Here is a 25911-nt window from a genome sequence, read left to right as displayed (position 1 = left end):
ATACACATGCGTAAACTATTGCTCGCACTTGCGGCAACGGTCGCTTTCGCCGGTTCGGCTATTGCGGAACCCGTCCGCATCAGCGTCGGGTCCTACAACCTCAACAACCTGCCCTTTCCGGTCGCAGCTGGCCTGGGTCTCTTCGAGAAGGAAGGTCTTGAGGTCACCGTCGAAAACTTCGCATCGGGCGGTTCCAAGACGCTGCAGGCGCTCGTTGCCGGCTCCACGGATATTGCCGTCGGCTTCTACGACCACACCATCCAGATGCAGTCGCAGAACAAGGCTGTTGTCGCCTTCGTGCAACTGGCCCGCAATTCCGGGCTCGTGCTTGCCGGTGGAAAGAACGCTGCGTTCGATCCTTCCAAACCTGAAACGATCAAGGGCGCGAAAATCGGTATCACAGCGCCGGGCTCGTCTTCAGACTTCTTCGTTCGCTATTATCTGCAGCGCCACGACCTATCGGCTGACGACGTCTCGTTGATCGGGGTCGGCTCCGGTTCAGCTGCTGTTGCGGCGCTCGAGCAAGGGAAGGTTGATCTATTGGTCAACTACGATCCGGCGGCGACCTTTATCGAAGCCAAGGGTGTCGGCAAGATTTTGATCGACGCCCGCAGCGACGAGGGTGCCACGGAAATCTACGGTGGGATCTACCCGACCTCCGTCCTTTATGCGACGCAGGCCTATATCGATGAGAATCCGGAAACCATCCAGAAAGTCACAAACGCGACCGTGAAAGCGCTTGCCTGGATGAACACACACAGCGCTGAAGAGATCGTCGAAAAACTGCCGAAGGAATTCATCTCCGGTGACCGGGACACCTATGTGAAGGCCGTCGAGAATGCCAAACCGATCTTCTCGGTCGATGGCAAATTCAGCGAGACGGATACTCAGACACCCCTCGCCGTCCTGAAGAGTTTCAACGAAAAGGTTGCTGCCGCGACCATAGATCTTTCCAAGACCTACACGAACGCATTCGTGGACAAAGTCACCGACAAGACCATCAACTAACCCAGGAGGAGGCCATGGCATTGGCTGTCGTAAAACCCATGTCCGTTCCGTCGGGCGAGCTAAACAAAAGGCCAATGGTATCGATTGACGCGGTCACGATGTCATTCGGCTCCTATGTCGCGGTGCAGGACGTGAACCTGACGGTGGCCGATGGCGAGTTTCTCGCCATCGTGGGACCGACAGGCTGTGGCAAAAGTACCGTTCTCAACGCCATTGCCGGTCTTTTGAAGCCTGCCAATGGAACAGTGGCGATCGACGGCGCTCCGGTTAAGGGCGTCCAGAACGATATCGGCTATCTCTTTCAGCAGGACGCACTGCTGCCATGGAAGACATCGATCGAGAATGTCGAGCTCGGACTGCTGTTCAAAGGTGTGCCAAGTGCCGAGCGGCGCGAGCGTTCTATGAACTGGCTTGCGAAAGTCGGGCTGAAAGGGTTCGAGCATCGCTATCCGCATCAGCTTTCGGGCGGTCAGCGCAAGCGCGTGCAGATGGCGCAGGCCCTGATCTCCGGCCCCAAAGTCATCCTAATGGACGAGCCCTTTTCGGCCCTCGATATCCACACACGGCACCTCATGCAAAACGAACTCCTGCGTCTGTGGCAGGAAGAGCGCAGGGCTGTCGTAATGATCACGCATGACCTCGAAGAAGCAATAGCCCTCGGCGACCGGGTCGCAATTCTTGCAGCTGGCCCCCGTTCACGGGTCATCGAAAGCTTCCCGGTGGAACTCGAGCGCCCCCGCGACGTCGCGGAAATTAAACTCGATCCACGCTTTATGGATCTGTATCGAAATATCTGGGCTTCCCTGCGCGGCGAAGTGGAGAAAAGCTATGAACGTCGTGACTGAACGCATCATCCAGCTCGGGATGCTAATCTTTATCCTCGGCGGCTGGCAGCTTGGCGTGACCGCCGGCTTTATCGATGTCTTCTTCTTTCCAGCCCCGCTCGACATCTTCAACCAGATGATCCGCTGGATTGTTGACCCCAGCTTCTATCGTCATGTGTCAATCACACTGACGGAGACTGTGCTCGGCTACATCATCGGCACGGGCCTTGGCGTCGCAGCCGGTGTATGGCTCGGTCTCAGCCGCAGTGCGGCACGGATTTTGGACCCCTTCATCAAGGGCCTGAACGCCATTCCGCGCGTTGTGCTTGCCCCAATTTTCGTGCTTTGGCTTGGTCTCGGCCTATGGTCGAAGGTAGCGCTCGCGGTAACGCTTGTCTTCTTCATCACCTTCTTCAACGCCATGCAGGGCGTTCGCGAGGTCAATCAAGTCGTCCTCGCAAATGCAAGGATCCTCGGGGCCAAACGTTCCGATCTGTTGCGGCATGTCTATTTTCCGGCGGCGGCCAGCTGGATTTTGTCCTCCCTTCGCACCTCGGTCGGTTTCGCGGTGGTCGGCGCCATCATTGGTGAATATCTCGGCTCCTCTGCAGGGCTCGGTTACCTGATCGCGCAGGCGGAAGGCAACTTCGACGCGGTTGGAGTGTTTGCCGGCATCATCATCCTGGCCGTGTTCGTGCTCATCATCGACCGAATCCTCGATGTTCTGGAAGGCCGGCTGATCAAGTGGAGACCGAACGCCGCAGAAGAAAGAGCGGCGTAACTCATCGGATCAGTTTCCATGTGAGTTAGAGTTTGGGGCGCTGTTATCAGCACCCCATTCTTTTTGGCCTTGTGTTCGAAGCGCAACCAGCACCGGCTTGATATGCGGCGCGAGCTTGGGCGGCGTCATCTTCTCGCTCCTCTGGATTGCGTTGATGGCGAGCATCGACTTTGTCCCTGCCGCTTTGGCCATCGGTTCGTCATGGCCGCCGTTGTTGGTGTCCTGTCGGTGCTGGTTTTCCGGCACGCACCAAAAGCCTGGGACAGAACCCGGACCGCGTCGAGGGCACCCTCCTCCGGCCGCTGGCGATCCAGGGTGGATCAAGCGGGCGTCGGTCATTGTTCAGCGACCGAAAATTCTGACCTTGGCCGATGGCATGATGCTTGGGCTTTTTGCCCAGGTCGGGCTGCTAGCGCATCTGTTCTCGCCTGGTCTGGGACACGCTGCTTACTTTCGTGCGCACGCGCAGGGCGCCTCTCACAGCAAGTTTCGCTCGATTATTGCGGTTGCAAGCAAGTTGCTCTCTTTGCGGAGCGACGTCGGTGCCATTATGATCGGTAAGTTTCAAGGGGTAGGCAGGGTTCGCATGCAGCGGTTTCAATTGGGGTCCATCGACCTCAATCTTCTAAAAGTCATCTATGCCTTGGTCTTGAAGGGTAATATGACAGCTGCTGGCCAGTATATCGGGCTTTCCCAGCCTGCGATGAGCCATGCGCTGAAACGCGTGCGCGCCATAACCGGTGACGACCTGTTCAAGAAGACCTCGGGTGGCTTCGTGATGACCCGTTATTGCACGGAGATATTCCCAGCGGTAAGGCGTATTATCGAGGATACGGAGTCGGTCATGCTGTCGAAGCAAAGCTTCGAGCCTGCGACGTCCCACCGGGCATTTAGAATTGGAATGAACGACTATTTCTCAGTTGTTCTGATGCCCCGGCTCGTGGAACGTGTTCGATCTGCGGCAGAGCACTGCGTTTTGGAAGTCATTCACATGCCGCGCACAGGCGTTGCCAATAACCGCAATTTTCTGCCCGTTGTGCAGGAACAACTCGACGAGGGCACGATCGATGTCGCCGTCATGACCGCAGATAATTTTCCGGCTCGCTATCGCTGCACGTCGCTGTTTACCGAGCGACGAGTGTGTATAATATCGGCACACAATCCAGCAGCAAAGGATCCGCTGACGCTGGATGCCTTGCTATCTCTGGGTCATGTGAAAGTAACCTCTGCCCCGAGCCGTCGCGGCTGGATCGATGAGCGTCTGGATGCAATGGGGATAGAGCGAAGGGTTGTCGCTGTCGTCCCCCATTTCTCCGCTGCGGTCGCCATCGTGGCACGCAGTGATCTTGTCGCCATCATGCCGGAAAGCGTTGCGAAGCTTTTCGAGCGTTCACACGAGCTATTATTGCTGGAATCGCCTTTTGCAGAGGAAAAGCAATCCACCAGCATGATCTGGCTTGCCGAAAAGGAGAGTGATCCGGCAAGCATCTGGTTGCGTGAGCAGATTTCTGCCTGCTTTACGGAAGACCTGTCGTAAACGGCTTATCTGCCTTTGACCTTCCGTTACCGAACGCCGAGTTTTGCACTGATAAACTGGTCGGCAACGGCCAGGAAATTTTCCATGGTGACTGCTGGTAATTCTTCCTTGAAGCTTCCGTCGTTACGGGCAATCGCCAGATCGTCTGGAATAGCGCGCCGGTTTACAAACACCATATCCAGCGCAGGCATGCACAGGATGAACTGTCCGAAATGGCCCGCTGCGACAAAGGCACCTTCCCATTCAGGCTTATCCTTGGTCACGACTGGGATCCACCAAAGATAGCTATAGCCGGCGATCCTGGACTTTTCGCTCTCATTCATCTTGTCGGCGGGAACATGAATTCGCGTGCTTTCCGCGACCCACTCGGCCGGTACGATTTGCTGGTCGCGCCAACGACCGCTTCGAACCATCGTCAGACCCAATCGGGCCATGTCCCGGCCGGACAGGAAAAAGTGGTAGGCGAGATAGCGGGAGGCTCCCTCATATCCCATCACACGCTGGCGTGAGGGGTCAAAATCCTGCATGCCCATCGGACCCGCGAAATCCTCCACAAAAGCCTTGAAGACGCTGCGACCGGTCAACTGCTCGAAGGCCGCGCCGAGAACGTTGAAATCCCAGTTGTTATAGTGGAAATAGTCGCCTGGCTTTTTCGAGCCACGCGCCGGGATGTTCTTCGTGTTGCTGCCGGGGCTGCCCGGCTGGTGATAGACACCCGAACTGCTGATTAGCAGATGACGTAGCGTCGCTGTCTTCTCGATCGGAAGAAGACCATGGTCTTCGTCGATGTGCAAATCCGCCATGGTCAGATCGAGATTGATCTTTCCTTCCGCAACCGCTTTGCCGAAGAGCATCGAAAGAATGCTTTTTCTGGTCGACGCGAGATAGCTAACTTCCGATACATCGCCGTAGGTGTAAAGCACCTTGCCCCCAACGACCGCCATGAAAGAGGTGGTAGGCAAGGTGTCGAGCATGGCGTCGACTTTCTCTCGAACTTCGGCAGAAAGACCGTGTTCTTCAGGAGACCGGACGATCGCCCACTCCCGGGATGGAAACTCTTGGCTGACGGGTTGAGGCTGGTGTTCCAGAGGCGCTGAAACAGACATGTTGAATCCTTTTAACGTTCAGGTTTGTCGATTGTGGGAGGTTCAATCGTTGAGATGGCAGGCACTCTTGTGCCCTGAGCCGATGGTCCGAAGTTGCGGCCTTTCGACCCGGCAACGCTCCATCGCGAACGGACAGCGAGGATGGAAATGACATCCCGATGGGGGCGAGAGCGGGCTCGGGATTTCTCCTTCGATTGCCGAAAAACGCCGCTGAACTGGATCGAGGCTTGGCCGCTCCTGCAGAAGCGCGCGCGTGTAGGGGTGGTTCGGCTGCAAAAACAGTTCGCCGACCGGCGCCTCTTCCACGACCCGTCCGAGATACATCACCACGACGCGGTCGGATATGTGCTCGACAACGGAGAGATCGTGACTGATGAAAAGATAGGTGAGATCAAGCTGCTCTCTCAGGTCGAGGAACAAATTGAGGATCTGCGCCTGTATCGAGACATCGAGCGCGGCAACGGATTCGTCACAGATCAGCATATCAGGCTGTACAGCAAGTGCACGCGCAATGCCGATGCGCTGGCGCTGACCGCCGCTGAACTGATGCGGGAAACGGCTGGCCATGGATGGATCAAGCCCTGACCGCTCCATCTGCTGGCTGACATAATCATCGAGCTCACGCGGGCTCGTCATTTTGTGGTGTAGCGGCGCTGCCCCGATGATCTCACGCACGCGCTGCCGTGGATTAAGCGATGACGAAGGGTCCTGAAAGATCATCTGAACCTTCAGTCGCGCGTCTTCTGCCTCTTTACCATCCATCTCCGTCAGTTGCTTGCCTCTAAACAGGACAGAGCCCTCGGAGGCCTGCAACAGCCCCGCAATAACGCGACCGAGCGTTGATTTTCCGCAGCCGGATTCACCAACGATGCCGACGACTTCGCGTTCTGCAACGGTGAGACTGACGTCATCCAGCGCCTGGACGACCGGATTTGGAGCTTTCAGGCCCATCAGTTCCGCGCCGCGCTCCAGTACCCCCGATTTGCGGCTGAAGCGCTTGCTCACATTGCGCACGTCCAATCGATTGCTCACGATGACGCTCCTTCCATGACGGGGTGAAAACAGCGAAGAACGCGCCCTTCCACCGGCTCAGGCGCCGGAGCGGTTAGACAGATTTCAGTGGCTGACGAGCACCGAGGGCCAAACGCACAACCCTTGGGCATATTGGTCACAGAAGGGGTGGTTCCGGATATCTGCCTCAGCCGTGCGCCGCGCTGGTTATGGGCCGGCAAGCTTGCTATCAGGCCGTTGGTGTAGGGATGCAAAGGCCGTCTCAGCAGATCGGCCGTCGAGCCTTGCTCGACAATGCGCCCCGCATACATGACAGACAGTTTCTCGGCCAAACCGGCAACGACGGAAAGATCGTGGGTGACCCATATCAGGGCAGTACCTTTCTCTCGGGCAAGCTTCTGTACAATCGAGAGGATCTGCGCCTGGATCGTCACGTCGAGAGCGGTCGTCGGTTCATCTGCAATGATCAGGTCTGGCGACATGAGAAGCGCAATGGCGATTGCCACTCGCTGCCGCATGCCCCCGGAGAACTGATGCGGATAAGCGCTGAGACGCTCCTCGGGGCTTGGAATGCCAACCATGCCCAGCGCGTCTCTAGCGCGTTCCCGCGCAACCTGTTTGCTGACGGTTTCGTGGGCATGCACGACCTCCATCATCTGCGTATCGACGCGAAGCACGGGATTGAGCGTCGACATCGGATCCTGGAAGATCATTGCAATCCGGTTGCCCCGGATGGATCGCAGCTCTTTCTGCGAGGCGCTTCGCAAGTCCCGCCCTTTGAACAGAATTTGCCCGCTGGTGACCTGTACGGGCTTGTCGAGCAAACCCATGATGGAGAGCCCGGTCACGGATTTGCCGGATCCGGATTCCCCGACGAGGCCCATGACTTCGCCCGAAGCGAGGCTCAGATTGATGTCATCGATAAGGGTGACGTTGCCTTGCTCGGTCACGACCTCAGTTTTCAAACCTTTGATTTCAAGCATGGCGCTCATCTCCGTGCAGCCCTCGGATCCAGCAACTGGCGCAGACGATCTCCAACGAGATTGATGGCAAAGATCGTGATCAGAAGTGCGATGCCCGGGAAAAGCGCAATCCAGTAGGTTCCTGACAGCATGAACTCGTAGCCGCTGGAAATCAGAAGCCCGAGCGAGGGTTCTGTCACCGGAACACCAAGACCCAGAAAGCTGAGCGTTGCCTCAAGCGTGATGGCGCGTGCCACCTGCATGGTCAGTAGCACGACGAGGGGCGACAGACAGTTGGGCAGCAATTGGCGAAACAGGATGTTGCGGTGCGGCAACCTCAGGGAGTGCGCCGCCTCGACATATTCCCGGCGAAGCTCCGTCAAGGCAGCGCCACGTGCCGTGCGGGCATAGGTCGCCCATTCCACCAGAACGATTGCGAAGACGACATTGCCGACGCTTTTGCCCAGAAGTGCAAGGATCAACAGCGCGGACAGAATCGTCGGAAAGGAAAGCTGAAGGTCCACCAGCCGCATCATCGCGGTTTCAAGCCGTCCGCTGACATAGGCAGCCGTCAGTCCGAACGCGGTCCCGATGATGAAGGCGAGCGCCGCGGAGCCAAGTCCCACGATCAGGCTTATCCGCAAACCATAGAGAATGGCCGACAGCATGTCCCGACCCTGATCGTCGGACCCGAACAGGAACATGAAGCCTGCCGACGATTCTGTGCCGGGAGCCATACGCCCATCCATGATGTCCAACTGCATCAGGTCATAAGGATTCTGTGGGGACAGATATGGCGCAAAGACGGCCACGAGAACGATCAGGACAATCAGTATCAGTCCCAGCGCTGCCAAAGGCGCGCGCGCGAACTGCCTCATGAATTGCAGACCTGTGCGAAATTTCGAGGAGTTCATAACCGCTTGCACATCACTCTCCCTGAAGCCGGATGCGTGGATCGAGCAGCCTGTAGGTAACATCCACGACGAGGTTGATGATGACGAACATGATAACCACGAGCATGAGGTAGGCGACGATGACGGGGCGATCGAGCGCGGCAATGCTGTCGATGATGATCTTGCCGACGCCCGGCCAGGCAAAGATGGTTTCGGTCACGACCGAAAACGCGATCGTCTGACCGATATCCAGACCCACTACTGTGACGACCGGGATCATCACGTTTTTAAGGACATGGACGCTGAGGATACGCCTCGGCGACAGGCCTTTTGCTCTGGCAAATCGCACATATTCGCTCGACATCGCCTCACGCACGCCCGCTTCGGTTAGACGCGTCACCATCGATATATTAAAAAGCGAGAGGCTGACGGCTGGCAAAAGCATGTGCCGCAGGCCATCCAGAGTGACAAAGGACCACGGTATCCCGAAGACGATTTCGGTTGCCCCGCGCCCCGAGCTTGGAAGCCAGCCGAGTTGGATGCTGAAGATCATAATGAGCAGGATCGCGATCCAGAAAATCGGCAGGCTGAAGCCGAAAATCGAGCCAATCATGATGACGCGCGCGAAAGGACTTTCAGGCTTCCAACCCGCGGCAAGTCCCAGCGGCACGCCGACGATCAGCGACAATAGGACAGCCGCGAAGGCGAGCTCGAGCGTTGCGGGCAAGCGAGACAGGATCAACTCGACCGCTGGCTCCTTATAGACATAGCTGACCCCGAGCTTGCCTTGGAGGAGGCCTTTCAGGAACAGGAAGAACTGCTCGTAAAGAGGCCGGTCGAGACCGAGATCCGCAATCAATCTGAGGCGATCGTCGTGGGTCGCCTCTGGCGGAAGCAAGGTTTCTATCGGGCTGCCGATCAGGTGAAGACCGACGAATACAATCAGGGCCATTGCCAGAGCGACCAGGATCGCTTGCAACAGGCGCTGGATAATCCACAGGGTCATGATACCCTCTTGTTATTGGTAAGATACCGACCACGCCTTTGGGGATGGTCTGGCAGGCGCACTATAGCCGGCATTTGCTCAGACGACTTCGCCATCGATCGGCGGAAAAGAAGGCTGGTGCCTTGGCACCGGCCGCTCATCTCCGCGCTTTATTCGGAAATATCCTTGGCAAGCGTGCGTTCGTCGATGCGCGGGGCATAGGACAAACCCTTGCGCATCACCCAGGCATTGCTCTGCTGGTAGAGCGGGATGATGGCTCCATCAGTGACCGCAACCTTTACGGCGTCGATAAGGGCCGCTTCACGCGCCTTGTCGTCGTAGATCGTCATTGCCTTGGAGACGAGGTCATCGAGACCCGGGTTGGAGTACCCGCTATCATTGGCCGCACCCAGCCCCCGCTTCGGATCGACGGTACCCAGAACGTTCACCAGCATGGAACTGGCGTCATAGGTCGCATTTCCAAGACCCAGAAGCTTCATGGCGAATTCTGACTTCCGCGATGAGAAGGTCGTCCAGGGAAGGGCTTCCACATTCGTCTTCACGCCAATTCTCGTCCACATCTGCGCAACAGCCTGAACCACCGCAGGTGCATTGGGATATCGATCATTCGGCACATGGACCGTCAGTTGGAAACCATTTGGATACCCGGCATCGGCCAGGAGCTTCTTGGCCGCCACAGGATCGGGCTTCGGCGGCTGAATATCAGGCGTGTAGGAGAACGCGCCCTTGGGGAGCCACTGGCCGGACGCCGTCGCGGTGCCTTCCATGATCTTGTCGACAATGCCTTCGCGATTGATCGCTTCAGACAGTGCATTGCGCACGCGCGGATCCGCCAGAGGATTTTTCTCCAGCGCCTCCCCCTTCGGCCCCTTCACATTGGCCTTCCACGCATCACCGGATGTCGATGGTGCAAGATAAATGACCCGCAAGCCCGGAGTGCTGACAAAGGAAAGGTTGGCGGTGGTTTCAAAGCGCGCGATATCGGTCGCAGCCGGCGCGTCAATAACATCGACATCACCTGACAGAGCGGCGGTCGTGCGGGCGCTCGCACTGGAAATCATGCGGTACGTCGCGTGATCCCATGCAACTTTCTTGCCCCACCAATCGGGATTGCGCTCAAGGCCGACCTCGATGCCTTGTTTGAATGTCGTGAAACGAAATGCGCCTGTGCCGATTGCTGCCTTGCCGGAGTTGTAGTCGGCAGTATCGGCGCCCTCGCCTGCATGGCGCGAAACGATGGCGATATTTGCGAGATCGCCCGGAAGCGTCGGCGCGGGTGCCTTCGTGTTGACAATGACCGCAGTATCGCCGTCCGCCTCGACGCTCGCGATATTGCGCATGAATCCGCCGAAGCCTCCTGGGCTGTTTGGCACGCTTCCAGCGCGACCGAGCGTGAAAACAACATCGTCCGAGGTAAAGGGCTTGCCGTCGTGCCACGTCACGCCTTCGCGTAGCGCGAAGCGCCATTTGGTCTCGGAAACAAACTCCCACTTTGTCGAGAGACCTTCGACCAGTTCGCCGTCTGCGGTGCGCTCCGTCAGCCGATCAAAAATTTGCATGGAAATCGAGTTATTCGGTGACGCATTGTAAAAGTGTGGATCGATGGACGTTACCGTCCCGCTGAGACCAATCGTCAAGTCCTTAGCAAGGACAGGGCTCGCGACAGCGCCCACGATGCCGGCCAAAAGTATTATGCTCGTTTTCATATATTCGGTTCCCTTTTTTCCAAGGCATACGTCTTTGCCCAATTTTTCCTCGATTATCGACGGCTCATAGAATTTAACAAATGAATGTTTTTTGCGTTTGTTATTCGTGAGGAGAATAATGCGGCTCGTTGGCGCGGAAACTACGTTCCGTTAGAAGCTACCCCCTCAGTTGAGGCATCGCCCGGAATGGCGTGGAGGTAGACCCGTCCTTTAATGTTAGCAGCGTGAGGCCGAGGCAGCAGCCATCAATCATTCGCCATTCAAATCCCTCAGTGTCGCCAGAGGCATACCCGACTTCGCAACAACAGTCGAAATTATGCGTTCGCCTAACAGGGCTTCGCTTGGGAACTGCTACCTGCAATGCTAGGGATGCAATGCCGGAGCCCTCGCCGGGTAGGAACCTAATACTCTGCCGGCATCGCATACACTTCGGCGGCTGGATCCGCGAGAAACGAGCGCACCGTGGGTGGCAGCTGGCGTGACGACAGCGGCAGAGGCCCGCAGCGCCCAAGAAGTTCGCGGAGGTCAGGCTCGACGCCGACGTGGCGCCAGATAACACGTGAGGCATAGGGGAGGTTTTCCCTTCGCCAGGAGATCCCCATTGTCGTTCCACGCAAATAGACGCGCTGGTATTCATCGAATGGCAGGAGGATTGTCTGCGACAAGATGGAGTTCGGCCCGGTGACACGCTCCGTGATGAAGATCCGGTTACGATAGAAGGCCGCAAGCCCAACGTATTTTGAAAGCTGCTGGATTCCATTTCCGGGATCCCGCAGACGTTCCATTGACTTGACGTGCATCAACCCGCCTTGCTCTGTCAGCCGACTGCATGAGCATACGACCATTTCCGGCCAAGATGGCGAGCGGTGATAGGTCTGGAAGTAGCCGATGTGACGCCTGAGCGCGCGCAGGTTGCCTGGAAACGCGTTGAAAAGCTCGGAACCTTCGTAGGCGCCTACCACAGATTTGCTGAGGCGTTTGCGAAAGAGTGTGGGGGCGAGGAAAAAATCCGCTGCTTCGACATCGAAATGGTTAGCAATGCGGGCCAGGTTATGGGCGGACGGTCTCGTCTGGCCGTTGATGTATCGATTGAATTGTTGCCGGTTGATATCGATTGCACGGCACAGATGCGAAATTGAACGCTGCGTTGCGCATGCAATCTTCAGGTTCTCGACCAGGTGAGGCATCGGTAGCTCCGTCTTGACCAAACTAGCGTAAACTCGCTTAAAAGTGCGTCAAGTCGCGAAATTGCGTGAGTCTGTCTGGCGCTTAACGTCCCTCTTAACAAAACTGAACGAGGGAACTGTCATGACGCATCAAAATGATCAATTTTCGCAGTTGAAACTCGGCCGCCGGCATTTCCTGGGGGGAGCCGCAGCACTTGGCGTATTGCCAGCCCTTGCCTCCGGCCTCCTGATGCCGCTGGATGCCGGCGCGCAGGAAGCGAAACGTGGCGGCCACCTGAAGCTCGGCCTCAAAGGCGGTGCGACCAGCGATACGCTTGACCCGGCGACGTATAGCGCTTCCGTCTTGTTCGTCATTGGCCGCCTCTGGGGCGACACGCTCCTCGAATCAGATCCCAAGACCGGCGCACCCCTGCCGTCGCTGGCAACGTCCTGGACGCCATCAGCAGATGCATCCGTCTGGACCTTCAAGATCAGGAACGATGTGCAATTTCACGACGGCAGCAAGATGACCATCGCCGATATCGTCGCGACGCTGAAGCGGCACGCGGACAAGAACTCGCAGTCGGGCGCTCTTGGGCTCATGACCTCGATCACAGGCATTGATGAAAAGGCGGGTGATCTTGTCCTGACGCTGAGCGAAGGCAACGCGGATCTGCCGCTCCTTCTCACCGATTACCACCTGATCATCCAGCCGAAGGGCGGCGTCGACAAGTCGGCGGCGGCCATCGGTACCGGCCCTTACATTCTGAAGAGCTTTGAGCCCGGCGTGCGGGCAACCTTCGAGAAGAACCCGAAGGATTGGCGCGCCAATCGCGGCTTTGTCGACAGCGTCGAAATCCTCGTCATCAACGACAACACCGCCCGCATTGCAGCGCTTGCGTCCGGCCAGGTCCATTTCGTTAATAATGTCGACCCGAAAACCGTACCGATGCTGCAGCGGGCACCAACCGTCGAGATCGTCCGCAATGCTGGCAAGGGCTTCTACTGTTTCCTGATGCATTGCGACACAGCACCCTTCGACAATAACGACCTTCGCCTTGCGTTGAAATATGCCATCGATCGCCAGGCGATCCTCGACAAGGTTTTGGGCGGCTACGGAACGATCGGCAACGACTATCCGGTCAATTCCAACTATGCGCTTGCGCCGACCGATATCGAGCAGCGGCCATATGATCCGGACAAGGCCGCCTTTCACTTCAAGAAATCGGGCCTTGACCGTCCGGTTCAGTTGCTGACCTCGGATGCTGCCTTTCCAGGCGCTGTGGATGCGGCAATCCTGTTTCAACAAAGTGCGCGCAAGGCGGGGATTGCGCTCGACGTCAAGCGCGAACCGGAAGACGGCTACTGGACCAACGTCTGGAACAAGCAGCCTTTCTGCGCGTCTTTCTGGGGCGGTCGGCCGACCCAAGATTCACGCTATTCCACCTCCTACCTTTCAACCGCGGAATGGAACGACACGCGTTTTAAGCGTCCGGACTTCGACAAGCTGGTGCTGCAGGCAAGGGCCGAACTCGACGAAACCAAGCGCAAGATGCTTTATCGACAGCTGGCTCTGATGGTGCGAGATGATGGCGGCTTGATCCTGCCCGTCTTCAACGACTACATCATGGCCTCTTCGAAAACACTGAGGGGCTATGTCGACGATATCGGCAACGATATGTCCAACGGCTATATTGGCAGCCGTGTGTGGTTTAACGCCTAAACCTCTTCGGGATATGTCACCATGACCGAGCACAGCTTCACCACCATCGAAAATCAATGGATCACGCTCAGTGACGGGACGCGCCTTGCCGCGCGCATCTGGATGCCCGACGGTGCGGACGCCGATCCGGTGCCGGCCGTCTTCGAATTCCTGCCCTATCGCAAGCGCGATGGAACGAGCCTGCGCGATGAGTCGACCTATCCGGTCTTTGCCGCCGCCGGCATTGCCGGTGTGCGTGTCGACATCCGCGGCTCGGGCGAATCCGAAGGCGTGATCGATGGCGAATATACCGAGCTTGAGCTTGCAAATGCCTGCGAACTGATCGCGTGGATCGCAGCGCAACCCTGGTCGAATGGCTCGGTCGGCATGATGGGCATTTCCTGGGGCGGGTTCAACAGCCTGCAGGTCGCAGCCCTTCGACCCCCGGCATTGAAGGCCGTCATCTCGATCGCCTCGACCGTCGACCGCTACAATGACGACATCCATTACAAGAACGGCTGTCACCTTTCCGCACAGCTCTCCTGGGCGGCGACCATGCTCGGCTACCAGTCTCGCTCGCCCGATCCTGCCATCGTCGGTGATCGCTGGAAGGACATGTGGCTGGAGCGGCTGGAAAACGAGCCCTTCTTCATGGAGGAGTGGCTTAGCCACCAGCGACGCGACGCGTTCTGGAAACACGGTTCGATCTGTGAGGATTTCTCAAGCGTCGAGATCCCGGCGCTGGTGATTGCCGGCTGGGCCGACGGCTATCGCAATACGCCGCTGAAGGCGATCGCGGGGCTTGGGGCGGGAGCCAAGGCGCTGATTGGTCCCTGGGTTCACAAATATCCGCATTTCGCCTTTCCAAAGCCGCGCGCCGATTTCCATGGCGAAGCGATCGCCTGGTGGAACCGCTGGCTGCGCGGCGAAGAAAACGGTGCGGAAAACACGCCGCAGCTTCGCGCCTACATCCTCGATGCCGTGCGCCCTGCCCCGCGCCGCGATGCCGATCCCGGTTTCTGGGTCGCCATGGACATATGGCATGCGCCGACAATGCAATTCTTCCACGTCGGTTCGTCGGGCCGGATCGAGGAAGGTAAGGCCGAGCCGCAGGCATTGGCGCACGAGGTCTATCTGCGCTCGCCGCTCGATACAGGAACAGCATCGGGGGAATATTTCACGCTGAAACCGGATGCCGAAATGGCCATCGACCAGCGCGGGGACGATGCCGGCTCGCTCACATTCGAGACCGCGCCACTTGCCGAAGATCACGACTATCTCGGCCAGCCTGTTGTTACCCTGGCGCTTCGCTGTGAGGAGAGGACCGCAAATCTCTGCGTGCGGCTCGTCGACGTGCATGAGGACGGTACTGCGACACGCGTTTCCTTCGGCGTCCTCAATCTTGCTCATCGTGACGGCAATGCCGAGCCCAAACCCGTGAAGAGCGGAGAGCGGACGTCGGTGCGCCTGCTGCTCGATGCCTGCGGCTATCGCTTTCGCGCCGGCCATCGCATTCGCCTTTCGCTTTCGACGGCCTACTGGCCGATGATCCTGCCGCCGCCGACTGATCCCGGCCTTGTCATCGATACAGCCTCAATCGAACTTGCCCTGCCGATACTTACCGATCATCGCCTCATCGCCGTGAACGAGCCGGATAATCCCGATCCACTGCCGAAATATATCGAGCATGCGCCGGCGGAAACCAAAAGACAGGTCATCAGGGAGCTTTCCGCCAATCGAACAGAATACCGCATTCACGAAGATACCGGCCTTTTCGAGCATCCCGACACCGGGCTCAGCACGCGCCAGGTGCGGGATGAGACATGGTCGATTTCGCCGGATGACCCGCTCTCGATGACGGGCATCTCGACATGGACATGCGACATGCAACGCCCCGGCTGGTTCGTTCGCACAGTCGCGGTTTCGGCCATATCCTGCACGGCAAAGGATTGGGTGATCAGTGCCTCGGTCATCGCCTATGAAGGCGAGACGCGGATCTTCGAAAAGATTTTCGAGAAGAAGCGTATCCCCCGCGACCTGATGTAGATAGATGCGTGTGAAAGCTGCTCCAAGCGCATCCGATGTATCAGCCGGCGGCAACGGACGGTTACTCGCTCGAGCTTTTTTCCCTTCTTCTGAGGTGGAGAAAGACAATATCTAGGCTAAGTCGGGAAGGAGTTGCCTTGCGCGGTTCCTAAGGTGAGACCATCTTAGTGCAGGTTGAGCGCGGCTATTCGGCGGTCTCATCGATGAAGGAATGACCGAGCCCATTCAGTGAGATCAAAGGCGGGCTCAAACCGGATGCTCGTGTCTTCGAGCATGTCTTCCGGGGGTGTTGGTCGCTTAGACATGCCCGCCACTACCAGCACTTGCCTTTCGCCAACTCCTGCGCGAACTTCTCATGCCGTGCATTTTTCAGAAGTGGCATTGGGATACCCTGGGAGGATTCAATGAATGATGATGACGAACTGATAGCCGGGATCGCGGCCCGAGCTGACCGGGCAATGGAGAACGCGCCTCGGGAAATGGACCTGAAAGCTCTCTCCGTAGTTCTAGCCCAACGCTTCGGGCATCGGTCACCAGAGGAGATTGAAGAGCAGCTCGTCGCCGTTTGGCGCGCTCGTGGCCTTTATTGGCACACGTGAGAAAGATCCTTTCCTTCCTTGGCCTGCCTGTGGAGAAGTCGAACAACGTGGAAAGCTGGATCTCAGGCTTTCACACCGTGAAGTTGCCGTTTCTCTTCCGCGACTCAATCGGATCTGTCCTGCTCAGCTTGCAACCAACACAGGAGCAGGCAATGCCACACTACATGATTAGCTACGACCTCCGGAAAGTCCGGAACTATGATGGTCTGATAAAGACATTTCGAACCATGAAGTGCATCTCGCCGCTGAAGTCGCTCTGGGTTGGCAGCCTTGTCGGACCTGCCAGCGCTATCCGACAAATCTTGGCCAACGAGATGGATTCTGACGACGGTCTTGTCATCGTTGAAATCAAGCCCGGATCAGACTGGGCGACAAAAGCGCCAAACGAACATGCAAGCACATGGTTTTCCAACAACATTACCAAGGCGGGATAGTTGCAGCGCCCGCCAGATCCCCTCACCGGGTGGCTGATACGACTGGCATGCCGTGAGGAAAGCGGCAGCCATGCAGGAAACAGCTACAACGACCGCCAGGATGAGGAGCGCCCGCTTCCAGTTCGACATGACGCTCCCCTCCTCGATTACTGGCTGACTTTTTCGAATGTCAGGCGATAGACAGCGCCCGGTTCGAACTGCTCGATGGCGGCCGGGTTGGTGACGGTCATGGGAAGCTCGCCCGAGGGCGTATACTTCGACCAGTCTTCATTGCCTTCCGGAAGGCCGCGAAGGTAGGCGCCGAAGGCAGCGGACATCTTCACTTCGACATTGACGTCGCCGGGATTGGTGGTGGCGCGATGGTTGATTTCCTTCGCGTAGAACATTGCCTGTACGCTCATGGCGTCTTCTCCTTCTTGGTCCGGATACCGCCTGACTCGGGAACGAAAAAACCCCGCCATTTCTGACGGGGTTGTCGAAGGAAGCTGAAACCGCTTAGCGGATGTAGAGCTGGAACACAGACCGTGGGTAGTAGTAGCCGTCGCTGTGGCGACGATAACCCTTGCGGTAGTCCCTGTAACCACGATGACCGTTCCAGTAGCCGCGACGGTCGCGCCCTTGTTCATAACGGTCCCGGCGGTCGTGACGATATTCGTGGCGGCGGTCGTCGCGGTGGTACTGCGCAAGTTCGACGCTCGAAGCGACCTGCGGATGCTGAGCCGCCATGGGGGCGGCTGAGGCCATGCCAAAGCTAGATGCTGCGATAACAGCAGCAACTATAGCAGTACCGATGCGAGAAAAACTATTCATGGTTACGCCTTTCCATTTCTAATGTGGGCGACCATGCTCTTAGGGGGATGAACGTTATGTGAACTTACCGTTCATGTTTACACCCGCCTCGGCGAACCGGGCGGGCTGGTTTTGGTTGCGGAGGGAGGATTCGAACCTCCCGCCCTCCAGCTTATGAGGCTGGCGAGCTACCGGGCTGCTCTACTCCGACATGAGGTCGGCCGCCTCTTGCGCGAAGCTGCAACTTAGGCGATTATATCATGCCCTGACTTTTCTCGCGGTGTAACCAGGAGGATGACTATGAGTGTCAAGGCTCTACTTGGATGTGCGCTTGCACTGGCGGTTTTCGTCTCACCGGTGGCGGTTCCCCGGGAGGCGAGCGCTCAGGTTATCGTCGGCTCGGGCAGCAGCCTAAACCACGGACGAGGTATATCCTGCCCTCAGGGAGCGCGGCTGCTTCGTACCCGAGGCTTTCGCGGTGTCCGTCAGACGAATTGCCGCGGCAGGTACTTTACCTATCGCGGGGTTCGCAGAGGGGTGAGCTACGAGATCGCAATCCGTCAAAGAGATGGGCGCATCGTCAACCAGCGGCACACTAGCCAAGGGCGGTAACGCCTTCATGCGGCCACCACTAGTGCGGGCCACGACAAAACCCGCCTCGGCGACGGGGCGTGCTGAGAGGTTCTGTCGCAAACTTTTGGAAAGGGTACGGAAACAGCTATCGCTGGACACAGGTATGCTGCGAGCGCGGCGAATTGCTGAAATGCGGATTGGCCACTCGTTGGAAATTGCCGCTTGCGGATCATATGCGCCACTTCGATGCCATCCAGCGTTGCTGAGGCAGACTGAAAGGATTTGAAGCCTTTCATCGGACGGGTCAGCTTCTTAATAAACCGATGGTCTTGCTCTAGCATGTTGTTGAGGTATTTGACCTGCAGGATCTCGATCAGCCAGAACCATCCCTGCAACAGCAGGAGCCAGTTCAGGTTTTGCAATCCTGCCAGGTTCGCACCGCTCTTGTCGATGACGACCTTTTCAGGCCAGCCGTTGTTCTCGATTGTGCGGGCGAAGAAGGCGCTGGCCGCAGCCTCATGGCGGTGTTCGGACAGCATGAAATCAAGGGTTTTGCCGAATTTGTCGACAGCGCGGCAGAAGTAGGTCCATTTGCCTTTGACCTCGATATAGGTCTCGTCCATTCGCCAGGAACTGCTGGTCGCGGATTTGCGGCGATGAGCGCGGCAGGCAATCAAGGGCGAATACTTCACAACCCATCTGTTCAGCGTCGCGTGGTCAACGGCAACGCCGCGCTCAGCCATAATCTCTTCCAGATCACGATAAGACACGGCGTATCTGACGTAGAAAAACACCGCGTATAAGACCAAGTCTTTCGGGTAGTGACTGCCTTTGAAATCGACCACGATCGGGAACTCAACAATGCCTGCTCATCTTCAACCCAGATCTATGACATGACCATACAGGTTGCAAATCCGCTGGAAAGTTTGCGACAGAACCGATAAACCCGCCATGACTCATGGCCTTATCGAGCTTTCAACGACAACACCAAGGTCACGGGGTTCGCCGGCGAGGCCATAAACCCATAATGCTCATAGAAGGCCTTGGCTTCGTCGGAGATTGCGTGAACGAGGAGACCGCGAATACCCATGATATGCGCTGCCTGTCCGGTGCGCAGCACGGCGTCCTGCAACAGCGCGGTTCCGATGCCTTTTCCCTGCCAGTTGCGATCAATCGCCAGACGGCCAAGGATTGCCATGGGAACGGGATCGGGCATATTTCGCCGGATTGCTCCCGGCGCATCTGCGACCGCGAGCGCTCCCGATAACAGGCAATAATAACCTACAACGCGCTCGCCTTCGCACACCACATAGGTTCGCGAGGCGCCGCTGACCTTATTGGCCCGCGCCCGGCGGCGCAGCCATTGATCGAGGCTGTCGTGGCCGCTGTCGAATAGCTGAAGATCGTGCGCTTCGCTAAGAAGCGCCGGTGCTGACAACATTATGGCTGCCAGGGTTTGGGTGCATTCATCAACCGTTCGAAGCTTTCACCGCTTGGCGGCTGGTCGAGCACGGCGAGATAATGTTTATAGCTGTCGGGATCGACCTGCACCAATGTCTGGTCGAGAAGCGCGTCTTCGGCGGCGCGGCGCGCGGCATCGATCATGAAATCCGAGCGGGTTTTCCCGTGGGCCTTGGCGGCACGGTCGATCAGGACGCGGACGTCCTCACGAACCTTCAGATTGACGGGGCGTTTATGGCTGCCGGTTGCGTTTTTGCTGGTCATGGCATTTTTTCCTTCAAGCCCAATATAGCATAAACGCATACACAATGTGTATCTATTTCTTGCGGCATCGCGGTTCGATGGCCTTAAGCCGCCATTTCAGCTCTCCGGACATGAGCGTCGATGGCTTCCATGGCGAACGGGTCCGGCGTCACTCCCAGTAGCTAGCTCGCCCTCAATCTTAGGAAGCAGCGATAGCCGGTTCGCTGCATCCATCTCGATGTTCACGCTCATGTCCTGAACCTCGATAATGAAACTGCGGTTGGATATTCGAGCAAAGGGGCGGAAGCCAATGAGCAGCCGGCCCGAAGCGGACTACTGAGGCAAACTGGGTTGACCGATGTTCGGGAACAGAAGCTGCATTGGGTAAGGAAGAGCAAGTTTCGGCATTTCATCGAAAGATGTATATTTCAAGCGGATCGTCTCGGTATCCGTATATCCGCCTGCTTCTCCGCGCGTCAGGCATCTGAATAAAACAACCAGATATTTGACCTGATCTCCGTTCGGATAGGTGTATCGAAACTCTCTACCGCCAAATACCGCCAAATACCGCCAGAACTTCCGAGCGGATAACCGTAAGGCCGGTTTCTTCAAGTACTTCACGCTCTATCGCCTGCTCCGGCGTCTCGACCAACTCGATGGCCCCAGCGGGTGGACTCCACCCTTCACCTGAACCCTTGTCGGGGGCGATATTCATGCTGTCTGTGGCGCTTGTTTTTCTGATAGCGCTCAAGCTTGCGGCACGTGGCAAGCCGGTTGGGTAGAGCGCATTGACATGCTCCCGCTAGGAACGAATGTTTTTGATCGCTGCCGCAAATGGCGGGGCAGAACCTCTGTGCCACACGGTCGCCTTGACAGGAGTCGAACCGGCGACCTGGTCTTCGTGTCAGCCTCTCCATTTCAAGGATATAAAAGACGTGGAGACGTAGGGCACGAGCCAATCCATTTCGGGAAAGCAGGGAAAACGTCGGTTCCAAGATTCGCCTCTTTCGCTTGGCGTTGCTATCTCCCTTAGCCGCCCAGCTAGAAATGCTCCCCAACCCAAGCCGCGGGTCCCGCGAACGCACGGCCGAGCATCATGATTGCCTTGTCGCACCCGTCGAGACCGCCTGCCGGACGAAGGAACGCCGCCGACCGGAAACCGGTGCACAGGCTCGGACATGCAGGCAACTGGCGCTGGTGTCTTCCTCGTCTTCGGTCTTCTCACCCTAGCGGCGCTTGCCAGCCGGCTGCGCATCAAAGCACTCCTTTCATTCACGGTCGTCTTCGCGCTGGTTCTCTTCTGGTGGAATTCGATCAAGCCGGAAGCCGACGCCGCATGGGCGCCGGATGTCGCCCGCCAGGTGACGGGTCGTGTCGACGGAAATTCGCTGACCTTGACCGATGTCCGGGACTTCGAGTGGCGAAGCAATTCCGACTTTACCGAGCGCTGGACGACGCGAACCTACGATGTAAGCAAGGTGAGGACGGTCGACCTGTTCATGTCATACTGGGCGGGGCCGAAGATCGCGCATGTCATCTTCAGCTTCGGCTTCGAAGGCGGCGAACAGCTCGCCTGGTCGATCGAGGTCCGCCACAAGGTTGGCGGCGGGTTTTCTCCCCTTGCCGATCTCTTCAAGAACGACCCGCTGGTGGTTGTTGCTGCGGACGAACGTGACGTCGTCGGCGTCCGCTCCAACGTGCGTGGCGAGGACGTCCAGATCTACCGGCTGAGAGCCAGTGCCGAACAGGCGCGGAACCTGCTGCTCGAGTACGTCGCCGAGGCCAACGCGCTCGCCCGGACGCCGCAGTTCTATAATTCGATCACGACGAACTGCACGACGACCGTCGCCAAGCTGATGCGGGTCGCAGGGGACAAGGTTCCGTTCGATTGGCGGCTGATCGTCAACGGTTATCTTCCTGACTACGCCTATGACCGGGGAGCCATCGACACGTCGTTGCCGCTCGACCGCCTGCGGGAGATTGCCAAGATCGACGTGAGGGCGCGGGCGGATGGAATGTCGCCCGACTTCTCGAAGGCAATCCGTCTCGGCGTGCCCTTCCCGGTCGCCGTCGCCAGGCCGTAACGTACAGTAACATACGAAGGGATTCGCGATGATTGAGGCATGGTCCGGTCTGTCAGGAATTCGCTACGCGAAGTTTCGATTATGCCCTTAAACCAGGACCAAACTCATGAACCTCATCAAGCACTTTCAGAACGCCGTGACGGCAGCGGCCCTCCTGATGATGGTGGCCGCGCCGATGCTCGCTCCGACCCCGGCCGAAGCCCGCCGTGCGGCGGTCGGCTGCGGAGCCAGAGGATGTGCGGCCGTCGGTAATCGCGGCACCGTCGTGGTCCCTCGCGCGCCCGTCGGGCGCGTCGTCGTCGTGAATCCTCGCCGCTATTGGCCCGCCGGGGGTGCGATTGCGGCTGGAGCCGCCATCGGCTTCATCGCGGGCGCCGCGGCGGCCTCGGTCGCCGGGACGCCGCCGAAGTCCGGCATGTGCTGGTACTATACCGACAGCACCAAGAAGACGGGTTTCTGGGACGCCTGCCCAGGATAGCGCTCGACGATCTACGCGAGCATCGACCACGTCGATCGATTTGAACAGACAGCGGTGATGTAGCCGGAATGCCGATGGGGGACTTGAGCTTGTTTGGTTCGTTGACTGTTGGTCGCATCCGGCGACTTCTTCCATGCCTCGCGCTGGTCGTGCTCGCCGGCTGCGGCGGACATCCGAAGAACGTGCTATTCCCCGTTGCGGACACCGTGCCGGATACCAGTCGCGTCGACATGCTGGTCGCGACCACCCGCGCCCGATCGACTGTTCACGGCGAGATGTTCACGGGCGAGCGCGCCCGGACGCCGTCCTTCGCGCAGATGAGAGTCTCACTGCCCAAGGTCCGCAAGGAGGGCGACGTCGCCTGGCCCAAGAGGCTGCCTTCGAATCCGGAGACCGACTTCGCCACGCTGAAGGCCGACGAGCTTAGTCTCGAGGGGGCGAAAGACTGGCTGAACGCATCAGTCAAAAGGAACCGCGACCACAGCGTCCTGGTCTTCATCCACGGCTTCAACAACCGCTTCGAGGACAGCGTCTACCGCTTCGCTCAGATCGTCCACGATTCCAATGTCCGCAGCACCCCGGTTCTTGTGACCTGGCCGTCGCGCGGCAGCCTGCTCGCCTATGGTTACGACCGCGAGAGCACCAACTACACGCGCAACGCGCTCGAGACGCTGTTCCAGTATCTCGCCAAAGACGGCACCGTGAAGGAAGTCAACGTGCTGGCCCACTCGATGGGCAACTGGCTGGCCCTGGAAGCGCTCCGGCAGATGGCGATCCGCAACGGCGGTCTTCCGACGAAGTTCAAGAACGTCATGCTGGCCGCTCCGGACGTCGACGTGGACGTCTTCCGGTCGCAGATCGAGGACATGGGCGACCCCCATCCGCAGTTCACGCTCTTCGTCTCGCGCGACGACAAGGCGCTTGCCTTCTCGCGGCGGGTCTGGGGCAACATCCCTCGGCTTGGTTCGATCGATCCGGAAACCGCGCCCTACAAGACCGAACTCGCCGACTACAAGGTGTCCGTGATCGATCTGACCAAGATCAAGGTCAGCGACGACCTCAATCATAGCAAGTTCGCAGAATCGCCTGAAGTCGTCCAGCTCATCGGCGCGCGGCTGTCCGAAGGGCAGACGCTGACCGACAGCCGGGTCGGCCTTGGCGACACGATCCTTGCAGGGACAACGAACGTGGCGGCGGCGGCCGGAAGCGCCGCGGGCCTCGTACTGACCGCCCCCGTCGCGGTGCTCGACGCCGATACTCGCAGCAACTACGCCACTCATGTCGGCGGTCTGACCGGACAAGATAGCGGAGCGCAGAAGATCGCGGTCAAGAACTGCGCGGCGACCCCGGCGGACCCGGCCTGCCGGAAGCAGCGATAGCAGGAGGTGCCGCCTTGATTTCGCCACGCCTGGCACCCTCGTCTTCATAGCCCGTTTGGGGGCCTCGTTCATCGGCGTCATCGCCCGTGACCGGTTGCCCGGCCCCTACGTGATCCGCCTTGAAACTTCTTTCAGGTAGACGAAACACACTTCCGGCGTTAGGTTGCATTAGGGGATTTCGATACAAGCTTTAACTGTCGCGCATATGTGTGACGGACGGGGAGCATCCAATGCAGACCTCGGTGCCTACGCCTGACGATCGGGCCGAGCGCCCGTGCCCGCCCCCTGAGCAGGTCAGGGCGCAGCTTGAACGAATTCTGTCGAGCCGCGAGTTTCCGAATGCCGGACGTGGCGCTGCCTTCCTGAAATATGTCACCGAGGAGACGCTTGCAGGCCGGGCGCAGCGGCTCAAGGCGTATTCGATCGCCATCGAGGTGTTCAACCGAAGCGCGGGCTTCTCTCAGGAAGATCCCGTCGTTCGCATCGAGGCCGGACGTCTGCGCCGGGTCATCGAACGCTACTATCTCGTCGCAGGCCAGCGCGATCCGATCCGCATCGACATCCCCAAGGGCGGCTACGTGCCGACCTTCACGTGGAACGATCCGCCGATAGAAGCGGCCGGGGATGCGGCGAACGAAGATATGGCCGAGCACCGGATTTTCGCGTGGCGGCGTCTCGCCTGGCCGGTACAGGCCATGCTCGTGGCATTCGTCTGCGCGGGGCTTGGCTTTTACGCGGGCGTTGTGAAGGGGCCGTCCGGCGGTCGTTCCGCCGGGCATGTTCCCGGCGAGCCGACCCTTGTGATCGCGCCCTTCGCGGACCTCGGCGACGACCCCCAGGCTGCACGCTATGCCGCCGGGCTGACCGAGGAGCTTCTAACCGCCCTTCCGCGCTTCAAGGAGATCACCGTCTTCGGCCGCGAGACATCGAAGGCACTGCCTCCCGGCGTCGAGGCGTCGCAGGTGCGCGAGGGACTTGGCGCCCGTTATCTGGTCGCAGGCGGGGTCCGCGTCGCGGGCGACAAGATCCGTGTGACCGCGCGCCTCGTCGACACCTCCGACGGATCCATCCTGTGGTCGCAGGACTACGACGAGAACCTGGACACGCACGAGCTCTTCTCCATTCAGACGGATGTCGCGAGCAAAGTCGCGACGGCGATCGCCCAGCCTTACGGCATCATCGCGAAATCGTTGGCGGTCAGCCCGCCGCCGGACGATATGAGCGTCCATGACTGCACGTTTCGCTTCTACGCGTACCGCGAGGAGCTGAACCCGGAAACACATCGGATCGCGCGCGACTGCCTGCAGAAGGCCGTGGCGCGCTTCCCCGGCTACGCGACTGCTTGGTCGATGCTCTCGATCATCCATCTCGACGAGGGCCGATTCGAGTTCAATCCGCAGAGTGACAAGGATCCCGCGATGGAGCGCGCTCTGGCTTCGGCGCGGCGGGCGGTCTCGCTCGAGCCCGACAATACGCGCGCCCTGCAGGCCCTCATGACGGCTCTGTTCTTCAACAACCAGACGAAAGAGGCGTTCGACGTCGGCGAAGCGGCGCTCGCCGCCAACCCGAACGACACGGAGTTCCTCGGGGAGCTCGGAACACGCGTGGCGTTCTCGGGGCAATGGAAGCGCGGCGCGGACCTGCTGGATCGTGCGATCGAGCTCAATCCGGGCGGTGCCGGATATTACTTTGGGACGCGTGCCCTGATCGCCTGCATGCTCGACGATCATGAGATGGCGGTGCGACTAATCCGTAAAGCCGACCTGCAGAAGTTTCCGCTCTTCCATGGCGTTGCGGCGGTCATCTACTCCGAGGCGGGGCTGTTGGCGGAGGCGAAGCGCGAGGGCGAGGTGTTCATCAAAATGCGCCCCGACTATCTGCGCAACATCGTGGCCGAGAACCGGAAGAGAAACCTGCCGCCGAAGGACAGCATGCGCATGATCGCAGCGCTTCGACGGGCTGGACTGCCAGTGCCCAGCACGACGGATGTCGAAGCCGAGTTTAGGATCTCCGACGCCTCCTACGGTCCGTGAAAGCCGTACGCTACAGTAACATACATATCTTCTGCCGGTTCGTTGCCTCATCTTCCGACGCATGAAGTGACCTCAGCCTGGCTCGCCGCC

25 protein-coding genes, 1 tRNA gene and 1 pseudogene are annotated in these 25911 nt (G+C 58.7%); 12 read left to right on the top strand and 15 right to left on the bottom strand.

From position 1 onward, the window contains the following. Positions 1-6: 6 nt before the first annotated feature. From AB8B33_RS36050 to AB8B33_RS36040, 3 genes are read left to right on the top strand one after another with little or no spacing between them, the layout of a single operon-like run. Positions 7-1008, top strand: a complete 1002-nt coding sequence (locus tag AB8B33_RS36050) for an ABC transporter substrate-binding protein (protein ID WP_310384263.1) — start codon at positions 7-9, stop codon at positions 1006-1008. A 14-nt stretch (positions 1009-1022) separates the two neighbouring features. Further along, positions 1023-1853, top strand: a complete 831-nt coding sequence (locus AB8B33_RS36045) for an ABC transporter ATP-binding protein (protein ID WP_310384261.1) — start codon at positions 1023-1025, stop codon at positions 1851-1853. Continuing rightward, a complete protein-coding gene (locus AB8B33_RS36040) occupies positions 1837-2613 on the top strand; it encodes an ABC transporter permease (RefSeq protein ID WP_439019157.1) in 777 nt (258 codons plus the stop codon). The genes AB8B33_RS36045 and AB8B33_RS36040 overlap by 17 nt, the downstream gene beginning before the upstream one ends. Before the next feature lie 9 nt (positions 2614-2622). On the opposite strand, the gene AB8B33_RS36035 is transcribed toward AB8B33_RS36040, so the two are convergent. Beyond that, positions 2623-2778, bottom strand: a complete 156-nt coding sequence (locus AB8B33_RS36035) for a hypothetical protein (protein ID WP_439019156.1) — start codon at positions 2776-2778, stop codon at positions 2623-2625. Between AB8B33_RS36035 and AB8B33_RS36030 the strand changes: the two genes are divergently transcribed. Then, a complete protein-coding gene (locus AB8B33_RS36030) occupies positions 2768-4150 on the top strand; it encodes a LysR family transcriptional regulator (protein ID WP_439019155.1) in 1383 nt (460 codons plus the stop codon). The genes AB8B33_RS36035 and AB8B33_RS36030 overlap by 11 nt on opposite strands. Before the next feature lie 26 nt (positions 4151-4176). Here AB8B33_RS36030 and AB8B33_RS36025 read toward each other — a convergent pair whose 3' ends face one another. From AB8B33_RS36025 to AB8B33_RS35995, 7 genes are all read right to left on the bottom strand, one after another. Continuing rightward, a complete protein-coding gene (locus AB8B33_RS36025) occupies positions 4177-5256 on the bottom strand; it encodes a serine hydrolase domain-containing protein (RefSeq protein WP_439019154.1) in 1080 nt (359 codons plus the stop codon). 42 nt (positions 5257-5298) lie between these two features. Beyond that, a complete protein-coding gene (locus AB8B33_RS36020; protein ID WP_439019153.1) occupies positions 5299-6288 on the bottom strand; it encodes an ABC transporter ATP-binding protein in 990 nt (329 codons plus the stop codon). Further along, positions 6285-7259 carry an ABC transporter ATP-binding protein gene (locus tag AB8B33_RS36015; RefSeq protein WP_439019152.1) on the bottom strand — a complete coding sequence of 325 codons (975 nt, stop codon included), beginning with the start codon at positions 7257-7259 and terminating at the stop codon, positions 6285-6287. The genes AB8B33_RS36020 and AB8B33_RS36015 overlap by 4 nt, the downstream gene beginning before the upstream one ends. Then, a complete protein-coding gene (locus AB8B33_RS36010) occupies positions 7256-8143 on the bottom strand; it encodes an ABC transporter permease (protein WP_439019321.1) in 888 nt (295 codons plus the stop codon). Before AB8B33_RS36010 ends, AB8B33_RS36015 begins: the two co-directional genes overlap by 4 nt. Before the next feature lie 13 nt (positions 8144-8156). Further along, on the bottom strand, positions 8157-9128 hold the full coding sequence (locus AB8B33_RS36005; RefSeq protein WP_439019151.1) for an ABC transporter permease: 972 nt from the start codon (positions 9126-9128) through the stop codon (positions 8157-8159). A 149-nt stretch (positions 9129-9277) separates the two neighbouring features. Next, positions 9278-10687 carry an ABC transporter substrate-binding protein gene (locus tag AB8B33_RS36000; RefSeq protein WP_439019150.1) on the bottom strand — a complete coding sequence of 470 codons (1410 nt, stop codon included), beginning with the start codon at positions 10685-10687 and terminating at the stop codon, positions 9278-9280. Between the two features lie 548 nt (positions 10688-11235). Continuing rightward, complete coding sequence (locus AB8B33_RS35995) at positions 11236-12021, bottom strand: helix-turn-helix domain-containing protein (protein WP_439019149.1); 786 nt, start codon at positions 12019-12021, stop codon at positions 11236-11238. 121 nt (positions 12022-12142) lie between these two features. Here AB8B33_RS35995 and AB8B33_RS35990 point away from each other — a divergent pair, with 121 nt between their 5' ends. The 4 genes from AB8B33_RS35990 (at position 12143) to AB8B33_RS35975 (ending at position 16781) form a co-directional block, all read left to right on the top strand. Then, positions 12143-13723: an ABC transporter substrate-binding protein gene (locus AB8B33_RS35990; protein ID WP_439019148.1), complete on the top strand. Its 1581-nt coding sequence runs from the start codon at positions 12143-12145 to the stop codon at positions 13721-13723. A 21-nt stretch (positions 13724-13744) separates the two neighbouring features. Next, positions 13745-15748 (top strand): CocE/NonD family hydrolase, encoded by a 2004-nt coding sequence (locus AB8B33_RS35985; protein ID WP_439019147.1) that lies wholly within the window; start codon positions 13745-13747, stop codon positions 15746-15748. Positions 15749-16152: 404 nt separating this feature from the next. Continuing rightward, the gene (locus tag AB8B33_RS35980) at positions 16153-16347 is read left to right on the top strand and encodes a hypothetical protein (protein ID WP_439019146.1); all 195 of its coding nucleotides are present in this window, start codon (positions 16153-16155) and stop codon (positions 16345-16347) included. A 47-nt stretch (positions 16348-16394) separates the two neighbouring features. Beyond that, positions 16395-16781, top strand: coding sequence for a hypothetical protein (locus tag AB8B33_RS35975; protein ID WP_439019145.1), 387 nt, complete (start codon positions 16395-16397; stop codon positions 16779-16781). Positions 16782-16927: 146 nt separating this feature from the next. On the opposite strand, the gene AB8B33_RS35970 is transcribed toward AB8B33_RS35975, so the two are convergent. The 7 genes and pseudogenes from AB8B33_RS35970 to AB8B33_RS35940 form a co-directional block, all read right to left on the bottom strand. Continuing rightward, the gene (locus AB8B33_RS35970; RefSeq protein ID WP_439019144.1) at positions 16928-17182 is read right to left on the bottom strand and encodes a hypothetical protein; all 255 of its coding nucleotides are present in this window, start codon (positions 17180-17182) and stop codon (positions 16928-16930) included. A 94-nt stretch (positions 17183-17276) separates the two neighbouring features. Continuing rightward, complete coding sequence (locus AB8B33_RS35965; RefSeq protein ID WP_439019143.1) at positions 17277-17591, bottom strand: hypothetical protein; 315 nt, start codon at positions 17589-17591, stop codon at positions 17277-17279. A gap of 112 nt (positions 17592-17703) precedes the next feature. Next, positions 17704-17782 (bottom strand) — tRNA-Met (locus tag AB8B33_RS35960). A gap of 525 nt (positions 17783-18307) precedes the next feature. Continuing rightward, positions 18308-18991 (bottom strand): annotated as a pseudogene (locus AB8B33_RS35955) (IS6 family transposase); the annotation flags it as partial. Between the two features lie 116 nt (positions 18992-19107). Next, positions 19108-19584: a GNAT family N-acetyltransferase gene (locus tag AB8B33_RS35950; protein ID WP_439019142.1), complete on the bottom strand. Its 477-nt coding sequence runs from the start codon at positions 19582-19584 to the stop codon at positions 19108-19110. Beyond that, a complete protein-coding gene (locus tag AB8B33_RS35945) occupies positions 19584-19868 on the bottom strand; it encodes a DUF1778 domain-containing protein (protein WP_439019141.1) in 285 nt (94 codons plus the stop codon). Before AB8B33_RS35945 ends, AB8B33_RS35950 begins: the two co-directional genes overlap by 1 nt. Before the next feature lie 523 nt (positions 19869-20391). Then, positions 20392-20562, bottom strand: a complete 171-nt coding sequence (locus tag AB8B33_RS35940; protein ID WP_439019140.1) for an NUDIX domain-containing protein — start codon at positions 20560-20562, stop codon at positions 20392-20394. A gap of 463 nt (positions 20563-21025) precedes the next feature. Here AB8B33_RS35940 and AB8B33_RS35935 point away from each other — a divergent pair, with 463 nt between their 5' ends. The 4 genes from AB8B33_RS35935 to AB8B33_RS35920 all read left to right on the top strand — a co-directional run bounded on the left by AB8B33_RS35935 (position 21026) and on the right by AB8B33_RS35920 (position 25821). Next, positions 21026-21931, top strand: coding sequence for an Lnb N-terminal periplasmic domain-containing protein (locus tag AB8B33_RS35935; RefSeq protein WP_439019139.1), 906 nt, complete (start codon positions 21026-21028; stop codon positions 21929-21931). Positions 21932-22037: 106 nt separating this feature from the next. Beyond that, on the top strand, positions 22038-22409 hold the full coding sequence (locus tag AB8B33_RS35930; RefSeq protein WP_439019138.1) for a hypothetical protein: 372 nt from the start codon (positions 22038-22040) through the stop codon (positions 22407-22409). A 74-nt stretch (positions 22410-22483) separates the two neighbouring features. After that, positions 22484-23788 carry an alpha/beta hydrolase gene (locus AB8B33_RS35925; protein WP_439019137.1) on the top strand — a complete coding sequence of 435 codons (1305 nt, stop codon included), beginning with the start codon at positions 22484-22486 and terminating at the stop codon, positions 23786-23788. Positions 23789-24018: 230 nt separating this feature from the next. Then, positions 24019-25821, top strand: a complete 1803-nt coding sequence (locus AB8B33_RS35920) for an adenylate cyclase (RefSeq protein WP_439019136.1) — start codon at positions 24019-24021, stop codon at positions 25819-25821. Positions 25822-25911 lie beyond the last annotated feature (90 nt).

This window comes from Rhizobium sp. 768_B6_N1_8 (assembly GCF_051811225.1).
GTDB lineage: Bacteria > Pseudomonadota > Alphaproteobacteria > Rhizobiales > Rhizobiaceae > Rhizobium.
Note: the sequence above shows the minus strand (reverse complement) of the source record. Positions and strands in the feature narration are given on the sequence as shown.

Excerpts from the sequence above, each read along its gene's own strand:
- AB8B33_RS36050 (WP_310384263.1), top strand. The coding sequence starts at position 7 with ATGCGTAAACTATTGCTCGCACTTGCGGCAACGGTCGCTTTCGCCGGT.
- AB8B33_RS36045 (WP_310384261.1), top strand. The coding sequence starts at position 1,023 with ATGGCATTGGCTGTCGTAAAACCCATGTCCGTTCCGTCGGGCGAGCTA.
- AB8B33_RS36040 (WP_439019157.1), top strand. The coding sequence starts at position 1,837 with ATGAACGTCGTGACTGAACGCATCATCCAGCTCGGGATGCTAATCTTT.
- AB8B33_RS36030 (WP_439019155.1), top strand. The coding sequence starts at position 2,768 with ATGGCGAGCATCGACTTTGTCCCTGCCGCTTTGGCCATCGGTTCGTCA.
- AB8B33_RS36035 (WP_439019156.1), bottom strand. The coding sequence starts at position 2,778 with ATGCTCGCCATCAACGCAATCCAGAGGAGCGAGAAGATGACGCCGCCC.
- AB8B33_RS36025 (WP_439019154.1), bottom strand. The coding sequence starts at position 5,256 with ATGTCTGTTTCAGCGCCTCTGGAACACCAGCCTCAACCCGTCAGCCAA.
- AB8B33_RS36015 (WP_439019152.1), bottom strand. The coding sequence starts at position 7,259 with ATGAGCGCCATGCTTGAAATCAAAGGTTTGAAAACTGAGGTCGTGACC.
- AB8B33_RS36010 (WP_439019321.1), bottom strand. The coding sequence starts at position 8,143 with ATGAACTCCTCGAAATTTCGCACAGGTCTGCAATTCATGAGGCAGTTC.
- AB8B33_RS36005 (WP_439019151.1), bottom strand. The coding sequence starts at position 9,128 with ATGACCCTGTGGATTATCCAGCGCCTGTTGCAAGCGATCCTGGTCGCT.
- AB8B33_RS36000 (WP_439019150.1), bottom strand. The coding sequence starts at position 10,687 with ATGCAAATTTTTGATCGGCTGACGGAGCGCACCGCAGACGGCGAACTG.
- AB8B33_RS35995 (WP_439019149.1), bottom strand. The coding sequence starts at position 12,021 with ATGCCTCACCTGGTCGAGAACCTGAAGATTGCATGCGCAACGCAGCGT.
- AB8B33_RS35990 (WP_439019148.1), top strand. The coding sequence starts at position 12,143 with ATGACGCATCAAAATGATCAATTTTCGCAGTTGAAACTCGGCCGCCGG.
- AB8B33_RS35985 (WP_439019147.1), top strand. The coding sequence starts at position 13,745 with ATGACCGAGCACAGCTTCACCACCATCGAAAATCAATGGATCACGCTC.
- AB8B33_RS35980 (WP_439019146.1), top strand. The coding sequence starts at position 16,153 with ATGAATGATGATGACGAACTGATAGCCGGGATCGCGGCCCGAGCTGAC.
- AB8B33_RS35970 (WP_439019144.1), bottom strand. The coding sequence starts at position 17,182 with ATGAGCGTACAGGCAATGTTCTACGCGAAGGAAATCAACCATCGCGCC.
- AB8B33_RS35965 (WP_439019143.1), bottom strand. The coding sequence starts at position 17,591 with ATGAATAGTTTTTCTCGCATCGGTACTGCTATAGTTGCTGCTGTTATC.
- AB8B33_RS35950 (WP_439019142.1), bottom strand. The coding sequence starts at position 19,584 with ATGTTGTCAGCACCGGCGCTTCTTAGCGAAGCGCACGATCTTCAGCTA.
- AB8B33_RS35945 (WP_439019141.1), bottom strand. The coding sequence starts at position 19,868 with ATGACCAGCAAAAACGCAACCGGCAGCCATAAACGCCCCGTCAATCTG.
- AB8B33_RS35940 (WP_439019140.1), bottom strand. The coding sequence starts at position 20,562 with ATGAATATCGCCCCCGACAAGGGTTCAGGTGAAGGGTGGAGTCCACCC.
- AB8B33_RS35935 (WP_439019139.1), top strand. The coding sequence starts at position 21,026 with ATGCAGGCAACTGGCGCTGGTGTCTTCCTCGTCTTCGGTCTTCTCACC.
- AB8B33_RS35930 (WP_439019138.1), top strand. The coding sequence starts at position 22,038 with ATGAACCTCATCAAGCACTTTCAGAACGCCGTGACGGCAGCGGCCCTC.
- AB8B33_RS35925 (WP_439019137.1), top strand. The coding sequence starts at position 22,484 with ATGGGGGACTTGAGCTTGTTTGGTTCGTTGACTGTTGGTCGCATCCGG.
- AB8B33_RS35920 (WP_439019136.1), top strand. The coding sequence starts at position 24,019 with ATGCAGACCTCGGTGCCTACGCCTGACGATCGGGCCGAGCGCCCGTGC.